A 15,580-nucleotide genomic window follows, 5' to 3' on the forward strand; every position below is an offset into this window, starting at 1 on the left:
AAGCAAGCGCTTGATCACATGGTTAGTGCGTCGCTATCCAAGAAAACTTGCGTTATCAAATAAGTGTCTGCCATAGGCCAGAAGCGAACATTGAGATTGTTTATACAGATAGTGATACCGCTTTATCACCTAAGACGTAGAACATCTGGTAATAGCCTTGTCGCACTAGAGGCAGATCATGGCATGCATCGAATGCGGGAACCATGCATTGGTGTGATGCAGTCAACGTATACCTTCTAACATTCTAGAAATCGCCGAACTGATCTACAACTGCCATAAAAAAATGGCCCAGTTTCTCAACGGGCCATCTAACTGTTTGATTTTCTTAGCATTCTATCGGTGCATCAAGAGCTTAAAAAGCTCTTGATGGACTTCCCCACGACAGGGACATTCAGCTCTGCAGATTAAAACAATTTGCGCAAACGTAAGCTACCACTCTGGGCAAGGAAGCCTGATCCTGTCTGTAAGTCATAACGGACAGATAGGCTCAGATTCTTCTCGCGCAACAATGTCGCACCCAACGAAATCAGTGCCGAATTCCTGACCGGGCTGGTACCAAACGACGTGAAGCTGGTTTCGCCACTTGGGTCTGCCACAAAACGTGCATTGGTCGCCGCACGATTGTTGTCTAATTCATGACGCCAAGTCAGTTTCAGGCTCGGTATTAAATTCCCATACGAAGTCGCCAGTTCGTGTTCGAATTTAACACCCAGATCACTTTGCAGCGAGTTGACGCTCGTTGAGCCAACAGCCAGTGCAGCGCCATTGCCGCCGCTTTCCGTATAGGCATCCTGATTCAAGCGGCTATAGGTCAGACCTAATAACGGGGTGGTGGTGACATTACCTGTGGCCAGTGGATAACCTACTTCAGCCTTCGCCACATACTGCATGCCGTCGAACTTGCCGGTAGCAACGCCAGCGAAGCCAGGGAAGCTGACGGTGCGGGTCGTAGCGTAACGTTGCTGGACTGCGCCTGCAGAGAAATTCAGATACCAGGGCTGGCCGCTATAACTACCGTAAGCCAGCAAACCGTAGGCGTCCACATCGTTGGAATCGCCTGCATTACTACCGGTGTCACGGATGCGAGCATTGCTGTAACTGAATACTCCACCAATATTCCAGCGCTCATTCAACTGTTGGTCGACACCGAATAACAGGCCGCTGTAATTGGCACGATAAGCGCTGACCTGATCACGTTCATCCTGTCTGGCTTGCCCAGCGAAAGCCTGTCCCCATACACCGGTCGCTGACACCGCATTACCAGCGGAGAGACCGCTAGCTCTGCCGCTTTGTGCCAAACGCAAACTATCACTATGGGCGGCTACGATATTGAGGGTATCGAGTGTTGGTGCGGTAACTGCCTCGCTGCTGACAGTCGATGAGATCGGATTTAACTGACGGCCAGCGCGATTGGCATCCGCGGTCGGACCCAGATTCAATGCCTGACCTGCATTGAACAGATTTAAAAGAGCCGGATCGATGCCTGTGTAGCGAGATAGCCCGCCGAGTGCAGCGACAGCATTCGGTACGGTTGCAGGGGAAGATGGCGCAGGTGTGGCGGGATTTGTTCCCAGCGTAACCACCAGATTGTTAGTGCCACCGGACGTCACGCTGCTACCAAAGAGAGGCCCCGTATACCCGGAAGCAGCATAATGCAATGCATTCTCGTTGTAGCTAGCGGCACCAGCCGCAGTCACGACGACAAAGCGTTGACCCGCAGCAAAGGCGTACGTAGTTAATGGTTTTAACGTGACTGCTGAACCGGCTGCAATCGTGGCGTTACCTGAAACCACCAAACGACCGTAACCGCTATCAGAGTTAACGGCGCCTGTTGCTACTGCACCATTCGCCACGCCTATGAGCAGGGTTGCGCCAGCGCCTTGATTGTAATTGCCAGTGACGGTAATACCGTTATTGACCTGCAGCGTGGCTGCGGTGTTGCTAACAGTGTGGGTGCCGACGTTGATGTTATTGTTCAGCAGAAGATTGCCGGAGTTGAAGGTGAGGTTTGAAAAGGTATTGGTGATTACAGTCCGATCAGCGTTGCCCAGGCCTCCGCCGTAACCTGTCAAAATCCCGAAACTGGCACCGCTGGCACCGTTGATAGTCAGGTCATTGGCAGAGAAATTTGCGATCGTACCGGCGATCGTACCGCTATTGGTGATAGGGCCAAAGGTGCCGGTTGCTGCGTTATAAATGGCATAACCGCTGCTTGAGATGGTTCCGCTATTGTTCAATATGTTGATATTGCCTGCATTGGCAACGCCGCCCAATGCACCTGTGATAGTGCCGGTATTGACCAAGGTACCAATAGTCGCGTTGCTGCTGGTGCCGACACCGACGTTGCCCGTTCCCGAGATGAAACCGTCGTTGGTGATGGTCCCAATAGTGATCGAGCCAGATGGAGTCAGGTTTCCTGCAAGAACGCCAGTGTAACCACTAATCGTACCAGTGGCAGTGTTATGCAGCGAAGTGATGCTGCTACCGTTATCGGTCTGAATACCATAGGTGCCGCCTGAAATGGTGTTGCTGTTGTTCAGGGCGGTCATAGCGCCCGTGTTGTGAATGCCGGAAGTAGTGCCGTCGATTACGCCATTATTACTCAGTGTGCCTACGCCGCCTGATGCCGTCACAGCGATTAATTCTCCACTAAGACTCCCGATGTTAGTAACCGTAAGATTTCCGCCACCCCACGCCACACAGTTTTCAGGGCCAAAAACCGTAGAATTGGTGTTAAGGGAATAGCACGCGGCATTGGCATGAGTACTATTACCCAGTGCGAAGCCGACTGCCAAGACGATGACTGAAAGTTCGGTACCTTGTTGTACTGAAGGCAGTTGCAAGCGACGCTTTTTAGATTTTATAGACATGATGTAGGGTTACCGATTGTTTAATATGCCGATATTTTCTTTGATCGACGAATTGCTGATACATCAAAAATAGGGGCTGCTGTACTGACTGACCACTCCCTCGACATCGTCATCATCCGCTTGCGCGACCAGCGGCGTTAAGCCTGTGCAAGGGGATGCGAGATCAATATTCTTTGCTCAGATCAGTTCAGATATCGGGATATCTACGCCTGTCTTTTGTATTTTGGCTTGATGTTTTATGGGCAACAGATTACACGGATGCGTCTGATTGAAACATCACTGAAAACTGGTATTTTTAAGTATATTTCGGCGGCATTTTGCTGATGAGTGATGAGCGATACCATCCCACTTTGGATCGAAAACTCACATTTCCGATCACATGTCTGAGTCACACATTGGTGTGTATAACAGACGACTTACACCTTCCAACATCTTGGGAATTGCAGGACTGATCGGCGACCTGCCATAAAAAATGGCCCAGTTTTTCAACGGGCCATCTAACTGTTTGAATTCCTTAGCGTTCTGCAGGCGCACCAAGAGCTTAGTAGGCTCTTGATGCACTGATTGATCATTCTTTCTATTTGTTTTTCAGCTTTTACTTCAGCAATATTATCTTTGCCTATTAATTGAGTACTCGCATCAAGATTGCCACTAAATCGAATTTTAAAGTTGCTACCAATTCGCATTGATGATGTCCGCTTTGGGTCGATAGCGGACATTGCGTCAGGCACTTACTTTATGTTGCACATAAATGACTACCTCCTGCGCATACTCAACAGCGCAGTGATCATCGGGAGCGATATAAAATACACTCATCCAAAACCATCCACTCAATAAAAAAGCCGCTTCATTAAGAAGCGGCTTTTTAGTATCAAGACCGATCGAATCAGATTTTTGCTGCAATCAGCTTGGCCAACTTGGCGACACCTTCACGAATTTTCTCTGGCGGCACGGTAACGAAACTCAAACGCAGCGTATTTTTCTCAGGCTCGTTTGCATAGAACGGCGCACCCGGAACGAAAGCAACCTTTTGCTCAATCGCTTCCTCCAGCAACTGCATGCAATCGATATGCTTAGGCAGCGTTACCCAGATAAACATGCCGCCTTCCGGCTTGTTCCACTTTACGCTGGCAGGGAAAAATTCTGTCAGCGCATCCAGCATCACCTGACATTGATTCGCATACAGTGTGCGTATTGATGGGATATGCTTCTCGAGGAAACCATCCTTGATCGCTTCATACACCACCATTTGCGTCAATTGTGATGTGTGCAAATCGGCAGCTTGCTTGGCTTGCTCCAGTTTGCGGATCAGTGGTACTGGTGCAACTACATAGCCTAGACGTATGCCTGGTGTCAGCACTTTGGAAAACGAGCCCATGTAAATCACACCGCTCGGATTCATCGTCAGCATTTTCGGCAATGGTTCACCGCGATAGCTGAGCGCGCCGTATGGATCATCTTCAATCAAAGGCAAGCCGAGTCGCGCACAGGTTTCAACCAATGCAATACGACGCTCGACCGACAAGGTACGGCCGGTTGGATTTTGGAAATTCGGCAAGGCGTACAACAAGCGTGCGCCGTCTGCGATTTTTTCTACTTCTTCCGGCAGCAAGCCGTAGTCGTCGGTCGGGATGGAAACAAAGCGCGGCTGATAAACCGAGAAGGCTTGCAAGGCACCCAGATAACTTGGCGTTTCTACCAAGACCTTGCTGTCATCTTCGATCAATACTTTGCCGAGCAAATCCAGCGCCTGTTGCGAGCCGGACACCATCAAGACCTGATCCGGCGTAATCGTCACGCCATCGATAGACAGCGAATCCGCGATCCACTCACGCAGCGGTGCATAACCATCGCTAGGGCCGTATTGCAAAGCGATCTTGCCTTGATTCGACAAGACGGTATCGAAAGCCGCTTTCATATGCTCGACCGGGAAAGTTTCCGGCGACGGCAAACCACCGGCGAAGGAAATGATGTCCGGGCGCATCGTGATTTTCAGGATCTCGCGAATGACCGAGCTTTGCAGTTGCTCTGCACGTTTAGCGAATTGCCAATTGATCGGCGTTGGATGTTCGATTTTCATGATGACTTCACGGTATAAACAAGGCTCACGCCCCGGCGTTCCGGGGCATATATATTTCTTAGATTACTTCAGCGATCAATTCGATTTCCACGCAAGCGCCAAGCGGGATTTGCGCCACGCCAAATGCGGAACGTGCATGCACGCCTTGTGCACCGAATACTTCACCGAGCAAGTCCGATGCGCCATTGGTAACCAGATGTTGTTCGGTGTAGTCGCCGGTCGAATTGACGAGGCTCATGACCTTGACGATGCGTTTGACGCGATTCAGATCACCACCGCATGCTGCTTGCAAGGTTGCGATCAAATCGATTGCGACGCCGCGTGCTGCCAACTTGGCTTCATCGGTAGTCATGTTCTTGCCCAATTGACCGACCCAAGGCTTGCCGTCTTTTTTGGCGATATGGCCTGAAAGGAAAACCGTGTTGCCGCTTTGTACGTACATGACGTAAGCCGCAGCTGGCGTCGCGACGGCAGGCAATTCGATATTCAATGCTTTCAGTTTGTCGTAAAAAGACATAAGTGCTCCAAAAATTGATGCCATTCCGCGCAATGGAGGAATGGCAATTAACAGATGTCCGTGAACGCGATGTTGGCTAGATGCCATCATATTCCCGACGATCACGGAAAGAATACCCGTGATTATCTCAAATCCTCGGCTTTCCTTCCCAACTATCGTCGCTACACAGCGAGAGTAAGGACATCTATATTCAATTTTTGCGCTTGACAGGCATCTTTCTCCCGATGGCTACGACGGCAATAATGGCAAGTGCAAACAGGAAGGTGCGCCATTCCAGTAACTCTCCCAGAATCACAGCCGCACCCAGCAAGGTTAAAAAGGGTTGTATCAATTGCACTTGTCCTACACGCGCAATGCCACCCAAAGCCAAACCCTTATACCAAAAAAAGAAACCGATAAACATCGAGAACAGCGAGACATAAGCAAAGCCGATCCACGCCGCCGGCGAAGCGCTCACGCCGTGCTGCCAACCCAACCATACTGTGATAGGCAAGACTATAGGCATAGATAACACCAGCGCCCATGAAATCACTTGTTGCCCGCCCATCGTCTGCGACAAGCGCCCACCTTCGGCGTAACCCATGGCAGCCGCAATCACTGCCAGAAATAAAGCGAGGTCGGCAATATGCAATTCGCCACCACCCTGCTGTAATGCAAACGCAACGACCAGACTGCTGCCAACAACTGCCGCAATCCAGAAGCCGATGGAAGGCCGCTCACCAAAACGCAATGCGCCAAACAAGGCAGTCGCCAGCGGCAAGATACCCAGGATGATCGCGCCATGCGAAGCCGGTACATAAGCCATTGCAATCGATGAAAACACCGGGAAGCCAACCACCACGCCTAGCGCCGTAATCAGCAACGATTTCATCTGTGTTTTATTCGGGCGTACAGCACCAGTCCACCAGAGCAAAACGGCGGAACAGATTGCTGCCACTACAGCGCGACCGAGCGCGACGAAGACGGGATGTAACTCGGCGACAGCGACTCGGGTAAACGGCAAGGTCAGACTGAACAGCGCCACGCCGATTGCTCCCAACAACATGCCTTTGGTTTCTGGTGTCATAGCGACAGAACTTACTATGGAATCGTGACTCATGACCAGATCGCCACAGCTGAATACAAGGTCAAGGCAATCATGATTGCGCAAAACAATCGCTGCCATTTAGCCTGCGTCAAATAACGACGCAGCATCGCACCAGTACCTGCCCAGATACCGATACACGGCAAATTGACTACGCTGAATATCAAACAAAACACAACGATCGCTAACCATACCGGCTGCATAGGCGGCAGGAAGGCGGAAGCACCAGTCACCGCCATCACCCACGCCTTAGGATTAGCAAATTGAAAAAGTGCAGCACCGATAAAGGACATCGGACGCGCACTATCGTCCTCGCCTTGGTTGAATGCCATGCTGCGTAGCTGCCACGCCAGATACACCAGATAAGTGGAACCTATCGTTTTCAACACTAGATGCAATACAGGCATCGCCACAATCAGACTGCCTATACCAGCCGCACACAACGCCAGGATCACGCTAAAGCCGAAGACGACACCCAGCATGTGCGGAATGCAACGCACAAAACCGAAGCGGATACCAGACGAGGTCAGCATGATGTTGTTCGGCCCCGGCGTGATGGAGGAGACGAAGGCGAACAGGGAAAGTGGCAGCAGGGATTCCATATTGTTCCAAGAGGATGCAAAGCGATCTATGGCTTTGCTGTTTTTATCGTCAAAACATCGTAATCGACAAAACCAATACAGTACCAGTACACTTAAGGAATTAATATTCTCACTGTCACGGTAAAATGACCAATACAGCCAAATCGAATAAGGCCGCTACTGCATCTCATAGCGAAGTGCCTCACCCACTGATATCGCGTGAAGCCAGCGGTTCGCTGATAGAGCAAATCGTGCAACTGGTCACTGCGCGCATCGACGACAAATTGCTGCGCACCGGCGCACGCATGCCATCGATCCGCCAGTTCTCCGATCAGCACAAGGTTTCTCGTTTCACCGTGGTGGAAGCCTACGACCGTCTGGTTGCCGGCGGCTGGCTGGAATCGCGCCGCGGCTCCGGCTTCTATGTACGCGACCGCGCGCCCATGCTGGCACCACGCGCACAACGCGCTAACACCGCACCACAACCAGTCGATGTAGTTTGGCTGGTGCGCAATATGTTCCGCCAATTACCACCACAACAAATGCCGGGTGTCGGCCTCTTGCCCAATGAATGGCTGGATGGCGATCTTGTTGCCAATGCCTTGCGCGCCGTCAGCCGACAGAAGCTGTCACTGCAATACGGCAATCCACAAGGATTTTTGCCGCTGCGCCAGCAACTACAATTGAAACTGGCCGAGCTGGAAATTTCCGCAACACCAGATCAGTTCGTCACTACCTTGGGTGTCACGCAAGCACTGGATCTGGTCGCACGTCATTACGTGCAACCGGGCGACACCATCTTTGTCGATGATCCAGCCTGGTTTCTGATGTTCGGTTCATTCGCAATGTTGGGTGCAAAAGTAGTCGGTATCCCGCGTCTATCCGATGGCCCGGATATCGCGCAACTGGCAGAACTGGCTGCATTGCATCGCCCCAAATTGTTCGTCATCAATTCCGTCCTGCACAACCCAACCTCGACCTCGCTCTCCGCCGCCAAGGCATTTCAGGTATTGAAGATCGCCGAGCAATACGACTTCATGATCGTCGAGGACGATATCTATTGCGATATGCATCCCGGCACCGCAGTACAACCAGCCACGCGCATAGCTGCACTCGATCAATTGAATCGCGTGATTTATCTGGGTGGATTTTCCAAAACACTAGCGGCCAATTTGCGCGTCGGCTTCATCGCCACTTCGCCGGAAATCGCCAAGCATTTATGCGACCGCAAGATGCTGACCACGCTAACCACGACTGAAATTACCGAGCGCGTGGTGTATCGCATCCTGTCTGAAGGCCACTACCGCAAGCACGCCGACCGCCTGCGTAACAAGCTGGATGCGGTACGCGACAAGACCGTGCGACAAATGGAACGCATAGGTATCAAGATCAATATCAGCACACCTGCCGGGATGTTCGTCTGGACTGATGTAGGCTGCGATAGCAATGCGCTGACCGAGAGAGCGATGGAGCATGGTTACCTGTTGGCACCCGGCAGCCTGTTCTCGCCGAACCAACTGCCGTCGACCAATATGCGCTTCAATGTGGCTGCCATGGCCGATCCCGGCATCATGCGTTTCCTAGAGCGAGAGATAGGTCGATCTTGAAATTTGTAATTTCATCCCTATTTGCTACCCAACGTTTTGAAAGTCTGGATTGACCTCCGCCGCGCGAAGCAACATCATTGCGGGTTGCGAATAAACAGCAGCTCCCGCTGTCAGATTTTCAACAATATTTCCCTTATTTTTTGATTCTTGAGGACAAAATGGCCGTTTCCGAACAAAAAAATCCAGAAAAGCAAACCCTAGGCTTTCAAGCTGAAGTAAAGCAACTGCTGCAACTGATGATTCACTCCTTGTATTCCAACAAGGAAATCTTCCTGCGCGAACTGGTCTCCAACGCATCCGACGCTGCCGACAAACTGCGCTTCGAAGCTATCAACAACGATGCCTTGTTTGAAAACGATTCCGAGCTGAAGATCAAAGTCAGCTTCGACAAGGAAAAACGCACAATCACCATTTCCGATAACGGCATCGGCATGACACGCGATGAAGCCATCGAGCATCTCGGTACCATTGCCAAATCCGGCACCAAAGAATTCTTCTCGCGCCTGTCCGGCGACCAGCAAAAAGATGCCGCACTAATCGGCCAATTCGGCGTCGGCTTCTACTCCGGTTTCATCATCGCTGATCGCATCACAGTAGAAACTCGTCGCGCCGGCACTGCTGCCAGCGAAGGCGTACGTTGGGAATCAGAAGGCGCAGGCGACTTCACCGTTGAAGCCATCGACAAGCCAACACGCGGCTCCGACATCATTCTGCATCTGCGCGAAGGCGAAGACGAGTTCCTGTCGTCATGGAAATTGAAATCCATCATCCGCAAATATTCCGACCATATCTCTCTGCCTATCATGATGCAGAAAGAAGAGTGGGACGAAGAGAAAAAAGAAACCGTCGTACGCGATGAACTGGAAACCATCAATCAAGCCAGCGCATTGTGGGCGCGCAGCAAGAACGACATCACGCCAGAGCAATACGTTGAGTTCTACAAACACGTATCGCACGACTTCGGCGAACCACTGACCTACACGCATAACCGCGTCGAAGGCCGCAGCGAATACACGCAATTGCTGTACATCCCGACGCAAGCACCGTTCGATCTATGGGATCGCAACAAGCGTGGCGGCATCAAGCTCTACGTCAAACGCGTCTTCATCATGGACGATGCCGAGCAATTAATGCCGGTGTATCTGCGCTTCGTCAAAGGCGTGATCGATTCTGCTGATCTGCCACTGAACGTTTCGCGTGAAATCCTGCAAGAGTCACGCGACGTCAAAGTGATCCGCGAAGGTTCGACCAAGCGTGTATTGGGCATGCTGGAAGAATTGGCTAACGCTGACGAGCAAGAGAAAAAAGACAAGTACACGACTTTCTGGAATGCCTTCGGCCAAGTGCTGAAAGAAGGCATGGGCGAAGACGCAACCAACAAGGAACGTATCGCCAAGTTGTTGCGCTTTGCCTCGACCCATAACGATAGCGATGCACAAACTGTCTCGTTTGCCGATTACGTCTCGCGCATGAAGGAAGGTCAGACCAAGATTTTCTACGCAACTGGCGAATCGTATAACGCTGCAAAGAACAGCCCGCATCTGGAAATCTTCCGCAAAAAAGGCATCGAAGTTCTGTTGCTGACCGACCGCGTCGATGAATGGATGCTGTCGTTTATCGAAGAATTCGAAGGTAAGGAACTGGCATCGGTTGCCAAAGGCGATCTGGATCTCGGCCAACTGGAAGATGAAGCAGAGAAGAAGCAGCATCAGGAAACCGAAGATCAGTACAAGGAACTCGTCGCCAAGATGCAAACCTCTCTGGCCGATAAAGCCAAGGAAGTACGCATTACCTTCCGTCTGACCGATTCACCAGCATGTCTGGTGGCGGAAGAACATGAATTGTCCGCCAACCTGATGCGCATGCTGAAAGCAGCGGGCCAGAATGCACCGGATGCCAAACCTATTCTGGAAATCAATCCAGACCATCCATTGGTTCAACGTCTGAAATACGAAGAAGCGAAATTCGACGACTGGTCGAATATCCTGTTCGATCAGGCACTGCTGGCCGAAGGCGGCAACCTCAGTGATCCGGCTGGATTCGTAAAACGTCTGAATGAAATGTTGCTGGGATTAGCAGGAAAATAAATCTGAAACATTGTATTTTTCACGGCTGAAGCCAAGCCTAAACAAAAAGCCGCGTTGTGAATAACGCGGCTTTTTTTCGTTTCAACGCAGCCGATTTACAACGCTCATTCATGCGTCCCGCCACTCTGTCATTTCGGCAGACAAAGAAGTTCATCATGCTTTTATGGCATCAAAAAAGAAAAATGTTTCTGAAACTGTCGTAATATTTCACATTGTTACCCCCAAGCAAGGGGGGGGAAAGAGGATTAAAAAAATCCGATGCCTGTTTATTTTTGTTTGTTTTGATAGGGGAAAAAGAAATGTCGAATCGTCTACTGCGTATCTTGCCACTCTGCCTGACCGGTGTCCTGCTGAGTGCCTGTTCCACCATGGACATGGGTAATAGCGGCGCAAAAACTGCCGCCACCGGATCAGCCGGCGGTGCCAATGCACAAAATGCCAATGCCACACTCGAGCGCTGCGATCGTCCTCTGGGCACCATGGCTATCATCGAAGATACCAGCGCTCCTTGGTATGGCGTCCTGACCGGCCAATACAAACTCGGTTCGACCGTTCCTGTCCTCAAGCTGCTGGTACAGCAATCTAACTGCTTCGTCGTGGTCGAACGCGGCCGCGGCATGACAGCCATGATGGGCGAACGCCAACTGGAGCAATCCGGCGAACTGCGTAAAAAATCGAATTTCGGCAAAGGCAAAATGGTCGCAGCAGACTACGGCCTCAATCCATCGATTACCTTCAGCAACAATAATGCCGGTGGCATGGGTGGCAGCGTCGCCGGCTTGCTGGGTGGCGGCTTGGGTAGTGCAGTTGCAGGTCTTGCAGGCAACGTCAACAGCAAAGAAGCCAGCACACTGCTGAATCTGGTCGACAACCGCTCGGGTGTACAAATCGCAGCCGCTGAAGGTAGCGCCAAAAGTATGGACTTCGGTGCCATGGGCCAACTCTTCGGCTCCAGCGCACGTGGCAGCCTGGGTGGCTATTCCAACACGGCTGAAGGCAAAGTGATCGTAGCCGCTTTTACCGATTCCTATAACAATATCGTGCGCGCAGTGAAAAACTACCGTCAACAAAATGTAGCTGGCGGTCTCGGTACCGGTGGTCAGCTTTCCGTTCAAGGTGACGATTCCAAACCAACTGCCAAGAAGAAAAAAGCTGCGGCCAAGCCAGCAGCAACAACAGCTGCTCAGTAATCACTGAGATGACACCGGCAAGTACCATGTGGCTTGCCGAGACATTTCCCCGCTACGGCGACCTGTATGGTCGCTGTAGTCATTTCCAACATGCTATTTGTATTGCCAGATTTCACCCTGTTCCTATACAGTGAAGCGACTTCCACCCAACCAGGAGTCGAAAAATGAAAATAATCACGACCAGCTGTTTATCCACCCTACTGTTGTTAGGTGCTGTCTCTACCAGCCATGCTGCCGAGCCACTTACCGGCTGTGCTGCCAAGCGCCAGGAAGTACACACCCAGATCGAGCAAGCCCGCGCACATGGCAACAAGGCACAAGAAAAGAACCTGAATATCGCGCTCCAGAAAATCATCGATCACTGCACCGATGAAGGCTTGCGACGTGAACGTGAAGCCGATGTGAAAAAGAAAGAACACAAGGTAGCCGAACGTAAAGCCGACTTGGAAAAAGCCCAAGCCAGCGGCAAGCAAAAGAAAATCGCCCAACAGCAAAAGAAACTGCAAGAAGCAGAAGCCGAGCTGCAAGAAGCCAAGGCTAAACTTTCGCAATAATGCTTGAACTGGCAGCACTGTTGCGGGTCTGATGAAGGACATGGAATTCAACTTTATTAGTCCCAGAAAGAACGCGCTGGTCTACATCATCAAGATCCTCTCCGGTTCATTGATCTTGTGGTACGGACTACGCGCGCTCGGCTTGAACGAACCTTATTGGGCGATGATCTCGCTCATCATCGTGACCGAACCGGACATGACTGTCGCCAAAGCCAACTTCAAGGCGCGACTGGTCAACACCATTTCCGGCTGCGTGATCGCCTGCTTGTCGTTGGTGATTTTCGGCGCGACCTTCTTCGCCATGCTGATCGCGATGACACTAGCCGTCATTGTCGCCATGCTGTGGCAAAACTATCCAAGCAACTGGCGTTTGGGGCCGGTGACTGTAGTGATACTGATGTCCGCTGCATTTTCCGGTGGTGGCGTGGATGAAGAATTGCATCTCGCACTATTACGTGTATCCGAAGTCATGGCCGGCAGCATCGTCGCGCTGTTGCAAACCGTGATCTATATGCAGATACAAAAATGGCAGCGCAGTGATTCCTGAACTAAAAGGAAAACGTGTGCTCTTGCGCGCCTGGAAAGATAGCGACCTTGCACCGTTTGCTGCAATGAATGCCGATCCTGAAGTCATGCAGCACTTCCCTGCCATCTTGAACCGCAGCGAAAGCAACCAACTAGTTGCACGCATACGCGAACACTTTGATCAATATGGCTTCGGCTTATGGGCACTGGAAATTCCTGGTGAGCTTCCCTTTGCCGGTTTCGTCGGTCTGCTACACGTATCTTTTGATGCGCATTTCACTCCAGCGGTAGAAATAGGCTGGCGATTGGCGCGCTCGGCATGGGGGAAATCTTACGCAACCGAAGCCGCGCAATGCGTATTGAAATATGCGTTTGAAGTAGAGCGATTACAGGAAGTTGTCTCGTTCACCGTACCAGCCAATCTGCGCTCGCAAGCTGTGATGCAGCGCATTGGTATGCATACCAATGATGAAGATAATTTCGAGCATCCGAAACTGCCGACTGGTCACCCACTACGAGAACATGTTTTATACAAACTCAAGCGTATTGAATGGAATGCACAATAAAAAACACGCTTGCCACTTTTCTGTAGCAAGCGTGTTTAGCTTTCAGACAAAAGAACAGTACTTGGTCTATCAACCCTGTTCTATATTCTTCACTTCTGGTCCGGCACGCCATATCCGATAGCGCACTTCCACGCCTTTAGGCACATACACCACTACAGGCAAGCGGCTGTTATAACGAATCAGATAAGGATTGCCGCCTAGCGTGATAAAACGTGCGACTTTTGGTGCACTCGGATCAACCGCCATCATGGTGCCAGCCATCGGTCCGATTTTAGGCACAACGTAGCGTGTATAGCCCCAACCCTCGATATTTTTTTCTTCAATTTTTCCACCGAAGAAATAGCGATTTCTTTCATCGGTAGACACTTCTTTGCCGACTATCAGCTCTACCTTGAAAGCCGCTTCGTCCTCTTGCGGAGGAAGCTGCAGTACATGTCGCGTCATTCCCTTCTCAGGTGGAGGAAATGCTTTCATATCATCTGCGGCATGTGCAATCGGCATCGCCATCAATAATGCAAAAAATGTGGATATCCATGCTGTTTTCATGCGTTCTCCTGAGGTCTGACATTGAAATTTTTAGAGATAAAAACGTCGCTTTATCGCCCGCCTGTCACATCCAGCAAACTACCGGTTGTATAAGATGCCTGGTCCGACAACAGCCACAACACAGCTTGCGCCACTTCATGCGCTTCGCCGCCACGCTGCATCGGGATGTTTCCTTTGACGCGATCCACTCGTCCCGGCTCGCCGCCGCTGGCATGAATTTCTGTGTAGATTACACCCGGTCGCACCGCATTGACGCGTATACCTTCCGTTGCCACCTCTTTTGCCAAACCTATCGTCAGCGTATCAATGGCGCCTTTGGAGGCGGCATAGTCAACATATTCACCCGGCCCGCCGGCGCGCGCGGCGACTGAAGAAATATTGACGATGGCACCGCCAGCACCACCATGCAATGTAGACATGCGCTTCACCGCTTCACGCGCGCATAAAAAACTGCCGACTATATTTGTCGTGAAGATGCGCTGCATGCGCGCCGCATCCATCTGGTCGACGCGCATTTGTGTCTCCAGAATACCGGCGTTGTTGACCAGCGCCGTCACGGTACCGTAACGCTGATCCACAGTTTCAAACAGGCGCAGAATATCGGCTTCTACCGCGACATCGGCAGCAATGGCCATCGCTACACCTCCCGCTTGCACGATGGCATCGACCACTGCATCCGCAGCAGCCTTGTTCTTCACATAGCTAATGCACACGGCATAACCATCTGCCGCGCCGAGTTTGGCTATCTCTGCTCCTATACCGCGGCTACCGCCAGTCACGATCATTATTTTTTCACTCATGTAGCATCCTTTGTGTTTTCAATGGCGTCACATCGCATGGCCTACATTAAAATACCAGCATGCCTGCTTCTCGCCAAACTTCCTTGCTGACCGGCTTTCCACCCGTCATCGACCATCAAACTGAAATTTTGATTCTGGGCAGTTTCCCCGGCAAAGCATCGTTGACTGCACAACAATACTACGCGCACCCACGCAACCAATTCTGGCGCTTGATCTCCACCTTGATCAATGAAGATCTGGTCGTATTGCCTTACGACGACAAGTTAAAGCGATTACAAGCCCATTCCATAGGCTTATGGGACGTGATCGCAGCTTGCGCGCGCGAAGGTAGCCTGGATAGCGCCATACGCCTGGCGCAGCACAATGACTTTGCCCAACTCAAACAGGAATGTCCTAATCTGCGCCGTGTTTGCTTTAATGGCAAGACATCAGGCAAGCAAGAAGCCTTATTCGCCCAAGCCGGCTTTGAAACCTTCATCCTGCCCTCGTCCTCACCTGCCTACGCCATGATGACATTTGAGCAGAAGCTGACGGTTTGGCGCGGTATCATGCAGTAAGTAAAAAATCTCTCAC

Annotated in this window: 14 protein-coding genes; 7 read left to right on the forward strand and 7 right to left on the reverse strand. The window is 51.2% G+C overall.

The annotated features are described in order from the left end of the window. Nucleotides 1–404: 404 nt before the first annotated feature. The 5 genes from AC07N2_RS00075 to AC07N2_RS00095 form a co-directional block, all read right to left on the reverse strand. Nucleotides 405–2,870, reverse strand: a complete 2,466-nt coding sequence (locus AC07N2_RS00075) for an autotransporter family protein (protein ID WP_494776456.1) — start codon at nt 2,868–2,870, stop codon at nt 405–407. A gap of 886 nt (nt 2,871–3,756) precedes the next feature. Continuing rightward, nucleotides 3,757–4,950, reverse strand: a complete 1,194-nt coding sequence (locus tag AC07N2_RS00080) for an aminotransferase-like domain-containing protein (protein WP_494776457.1) — start codon at nt 4,948–4,950, stop codon at nt 3,757–3,759. A 58-nt stretch (nt 4,951–5,008) separates the two neighbouring features. After that, the gene (locus AC07N2_RS00085; protein ID WP_494776458.1) at nt 5,009–5,467 is read right to left on the reverse strand and encodes a RidA family protein; all 459 of its coding nucleotides are present in this window, start codon (nt 5,465–5,467) and stop codon (nt 5,009–5,011) included. A gap of 190 nt (nt 5,468–5,657) precedes the next feature. Continuing rightward, on the reverse strand, nt 5,658–6,566 hold the full coding sequence (locus tag AC07N2_RS00090; protein WP_494776459.1) for a DMT family transporter: 909 nt from the start codon (nt 6,564–6,566) through the stop codon (nt 5,658–5,660). Further along, nucleotides 6,563–7,153 (reverse strand): LysE family translocator, encoded by a 591-nt coding sequence (locus AC07N2_RS00095; protein ID WP_494776460.1) that lies wholly within the window; start codon nt 7,151–7,153, stop codon nt 6,563–6,565. Before AC07N2_RS00095 ends, AC07N2_RS00090 begins: the two co-directional genes overlap by 4 nt. A gap of 125 nt (nt 7,154–7,278) precedes the next feature. Here AC07N2_RS00095 and AC07N2_RS00100 point away from each other — a divergent pair, with 125 nt between their 5' ends. From AC07N2_RS00100 to AC07N2_RS00125, 6 genes are all read left to right on the forward strand, one after another. After that, nucleotides 7,279–8,739, forward strand: coding sequence for an aminotransferase-like domain-containing protein (locus AC07N2_RS00100; RefSeq protein WP_494776461.1), 1,461 nt, complete (start codon nt 7,279–7,281; stop codon nt 8,737–8,739). Between the two features lie 158 nt (nt 8,740–8,897). Beyond that, a complete protein-coding gene (gene htpG, locus AC07N2_RS00105; protein WP_494776462.1) occupies nt 8,898–10,826 on the forward strand; it encodes a molecular chaperone HtpG in 1,929 nt (642 codons plus the stop codon). A gap of 299 nt (nt 10,827–11,125) precedes the next feature. Next, a complete protein-coding gene (locus AC07N2_RS00110) occupies nt 11,126–12,016 on the forward strand; it encodes a CsgG/HfaB family protein (protein ID WP_494776463.1) in 891 nt (296 codons plus the stop codon). A gap of 164 nt (nt 12,017–12,180) precedes the next feature. Further along, nucleotides 12,181–12,570 (forward strand): DUF1090 domain-containing protein, encoded by a 390-nt coding sequence (locus AC07N2_RS00115; RefSeq protein WP_494776464.1) that lies wholly within the window; start codon nt 12,181–12,183, stop codon nt 12,568–12,570. 40 nt (nt 12,571–12,610) lie between these two features. After that, the gene (locus AC07N2_RS00120; RefSeq protein WP_494776465.1) at nt 12,611–13,117 is read left to right on the forward strand and encodes an FUSC family protein; all 507 of its coding nucleotides are present in this window, start codon (nt 12,611–12,613) and stop codon (nt 13,115–13,117) included. 16 nt (nt 13,118–13,133) lie between these two features. Beyond that, nucleotides 13,134–13,661, forward strand: a complete 528-nt coding sequence (locus AC07N2_RS00125) for a GNAT family N-acetyltransferase (protein ID WP_494776466.1) — start codon at nt 13,134–13,136, stop codon at nt 13,659–13,661. A 69-nt stretch (nt 13,662–13,730) separates the two neighbouring features. Here the strand turns inward: AC07N2_RS00125 and AC07N2_RS00130 are convergent, their stop codons facing one another. Together AC07N2_RS00130 and AC07N2_RS00135 are read right to left on the reverse strand one after the other, a co-directional pair. After that, the gene (locus AC07N2_RS00130) at nt 13,731–14,207 is read right to left on the reverse strand and encodes an ecotin (protein WP_494776467.1); all 477 of its coding nucleotides are present in this window, start codon (nt 14,205–14,207) and stop codon (nt 13,731–13,733) included. Nucleotides 14,208–14,257: 50 nt separating this feature from the next. Beyond that, nucleotides 14,258–15,007 carry an SDR family oxidoreductase gene (locus AC07N2_RS00135; protein ID WP_494776468.1) on the reverse strand — a complete coding sequence of 250 codons (750 nt, stop codon included), beginning with the start codon at nt 15,005–15,007 and terminating at the stop codon, nt 14,258–14,260. Between the two features lie 83 nt (nt 15,008–15,090). On the opposite strand from AC07N2_RS00135, the gene AC07N2_RS00140 reads away from it, so the two are divergent. Continuing rightward, nucleotides 15,091–15,564 (forward strand): DNA-deoxyinosine glycosylase, encoded by a 474-nt coding sequence (locus tag AC07N2_RS00140; RefSeq protein WP_494778083.1) that lies wholly within the window; start codon nt 15,091–15,093, stop codon nt 15,562–15,564. The last annotated feature ends 16 nt before the right edge of the window (nt 15,565–15,580 follow it).

Source organism: Herminiimonas sp. GW821-FHT09C12 (genome assembly GCF_059416385.1).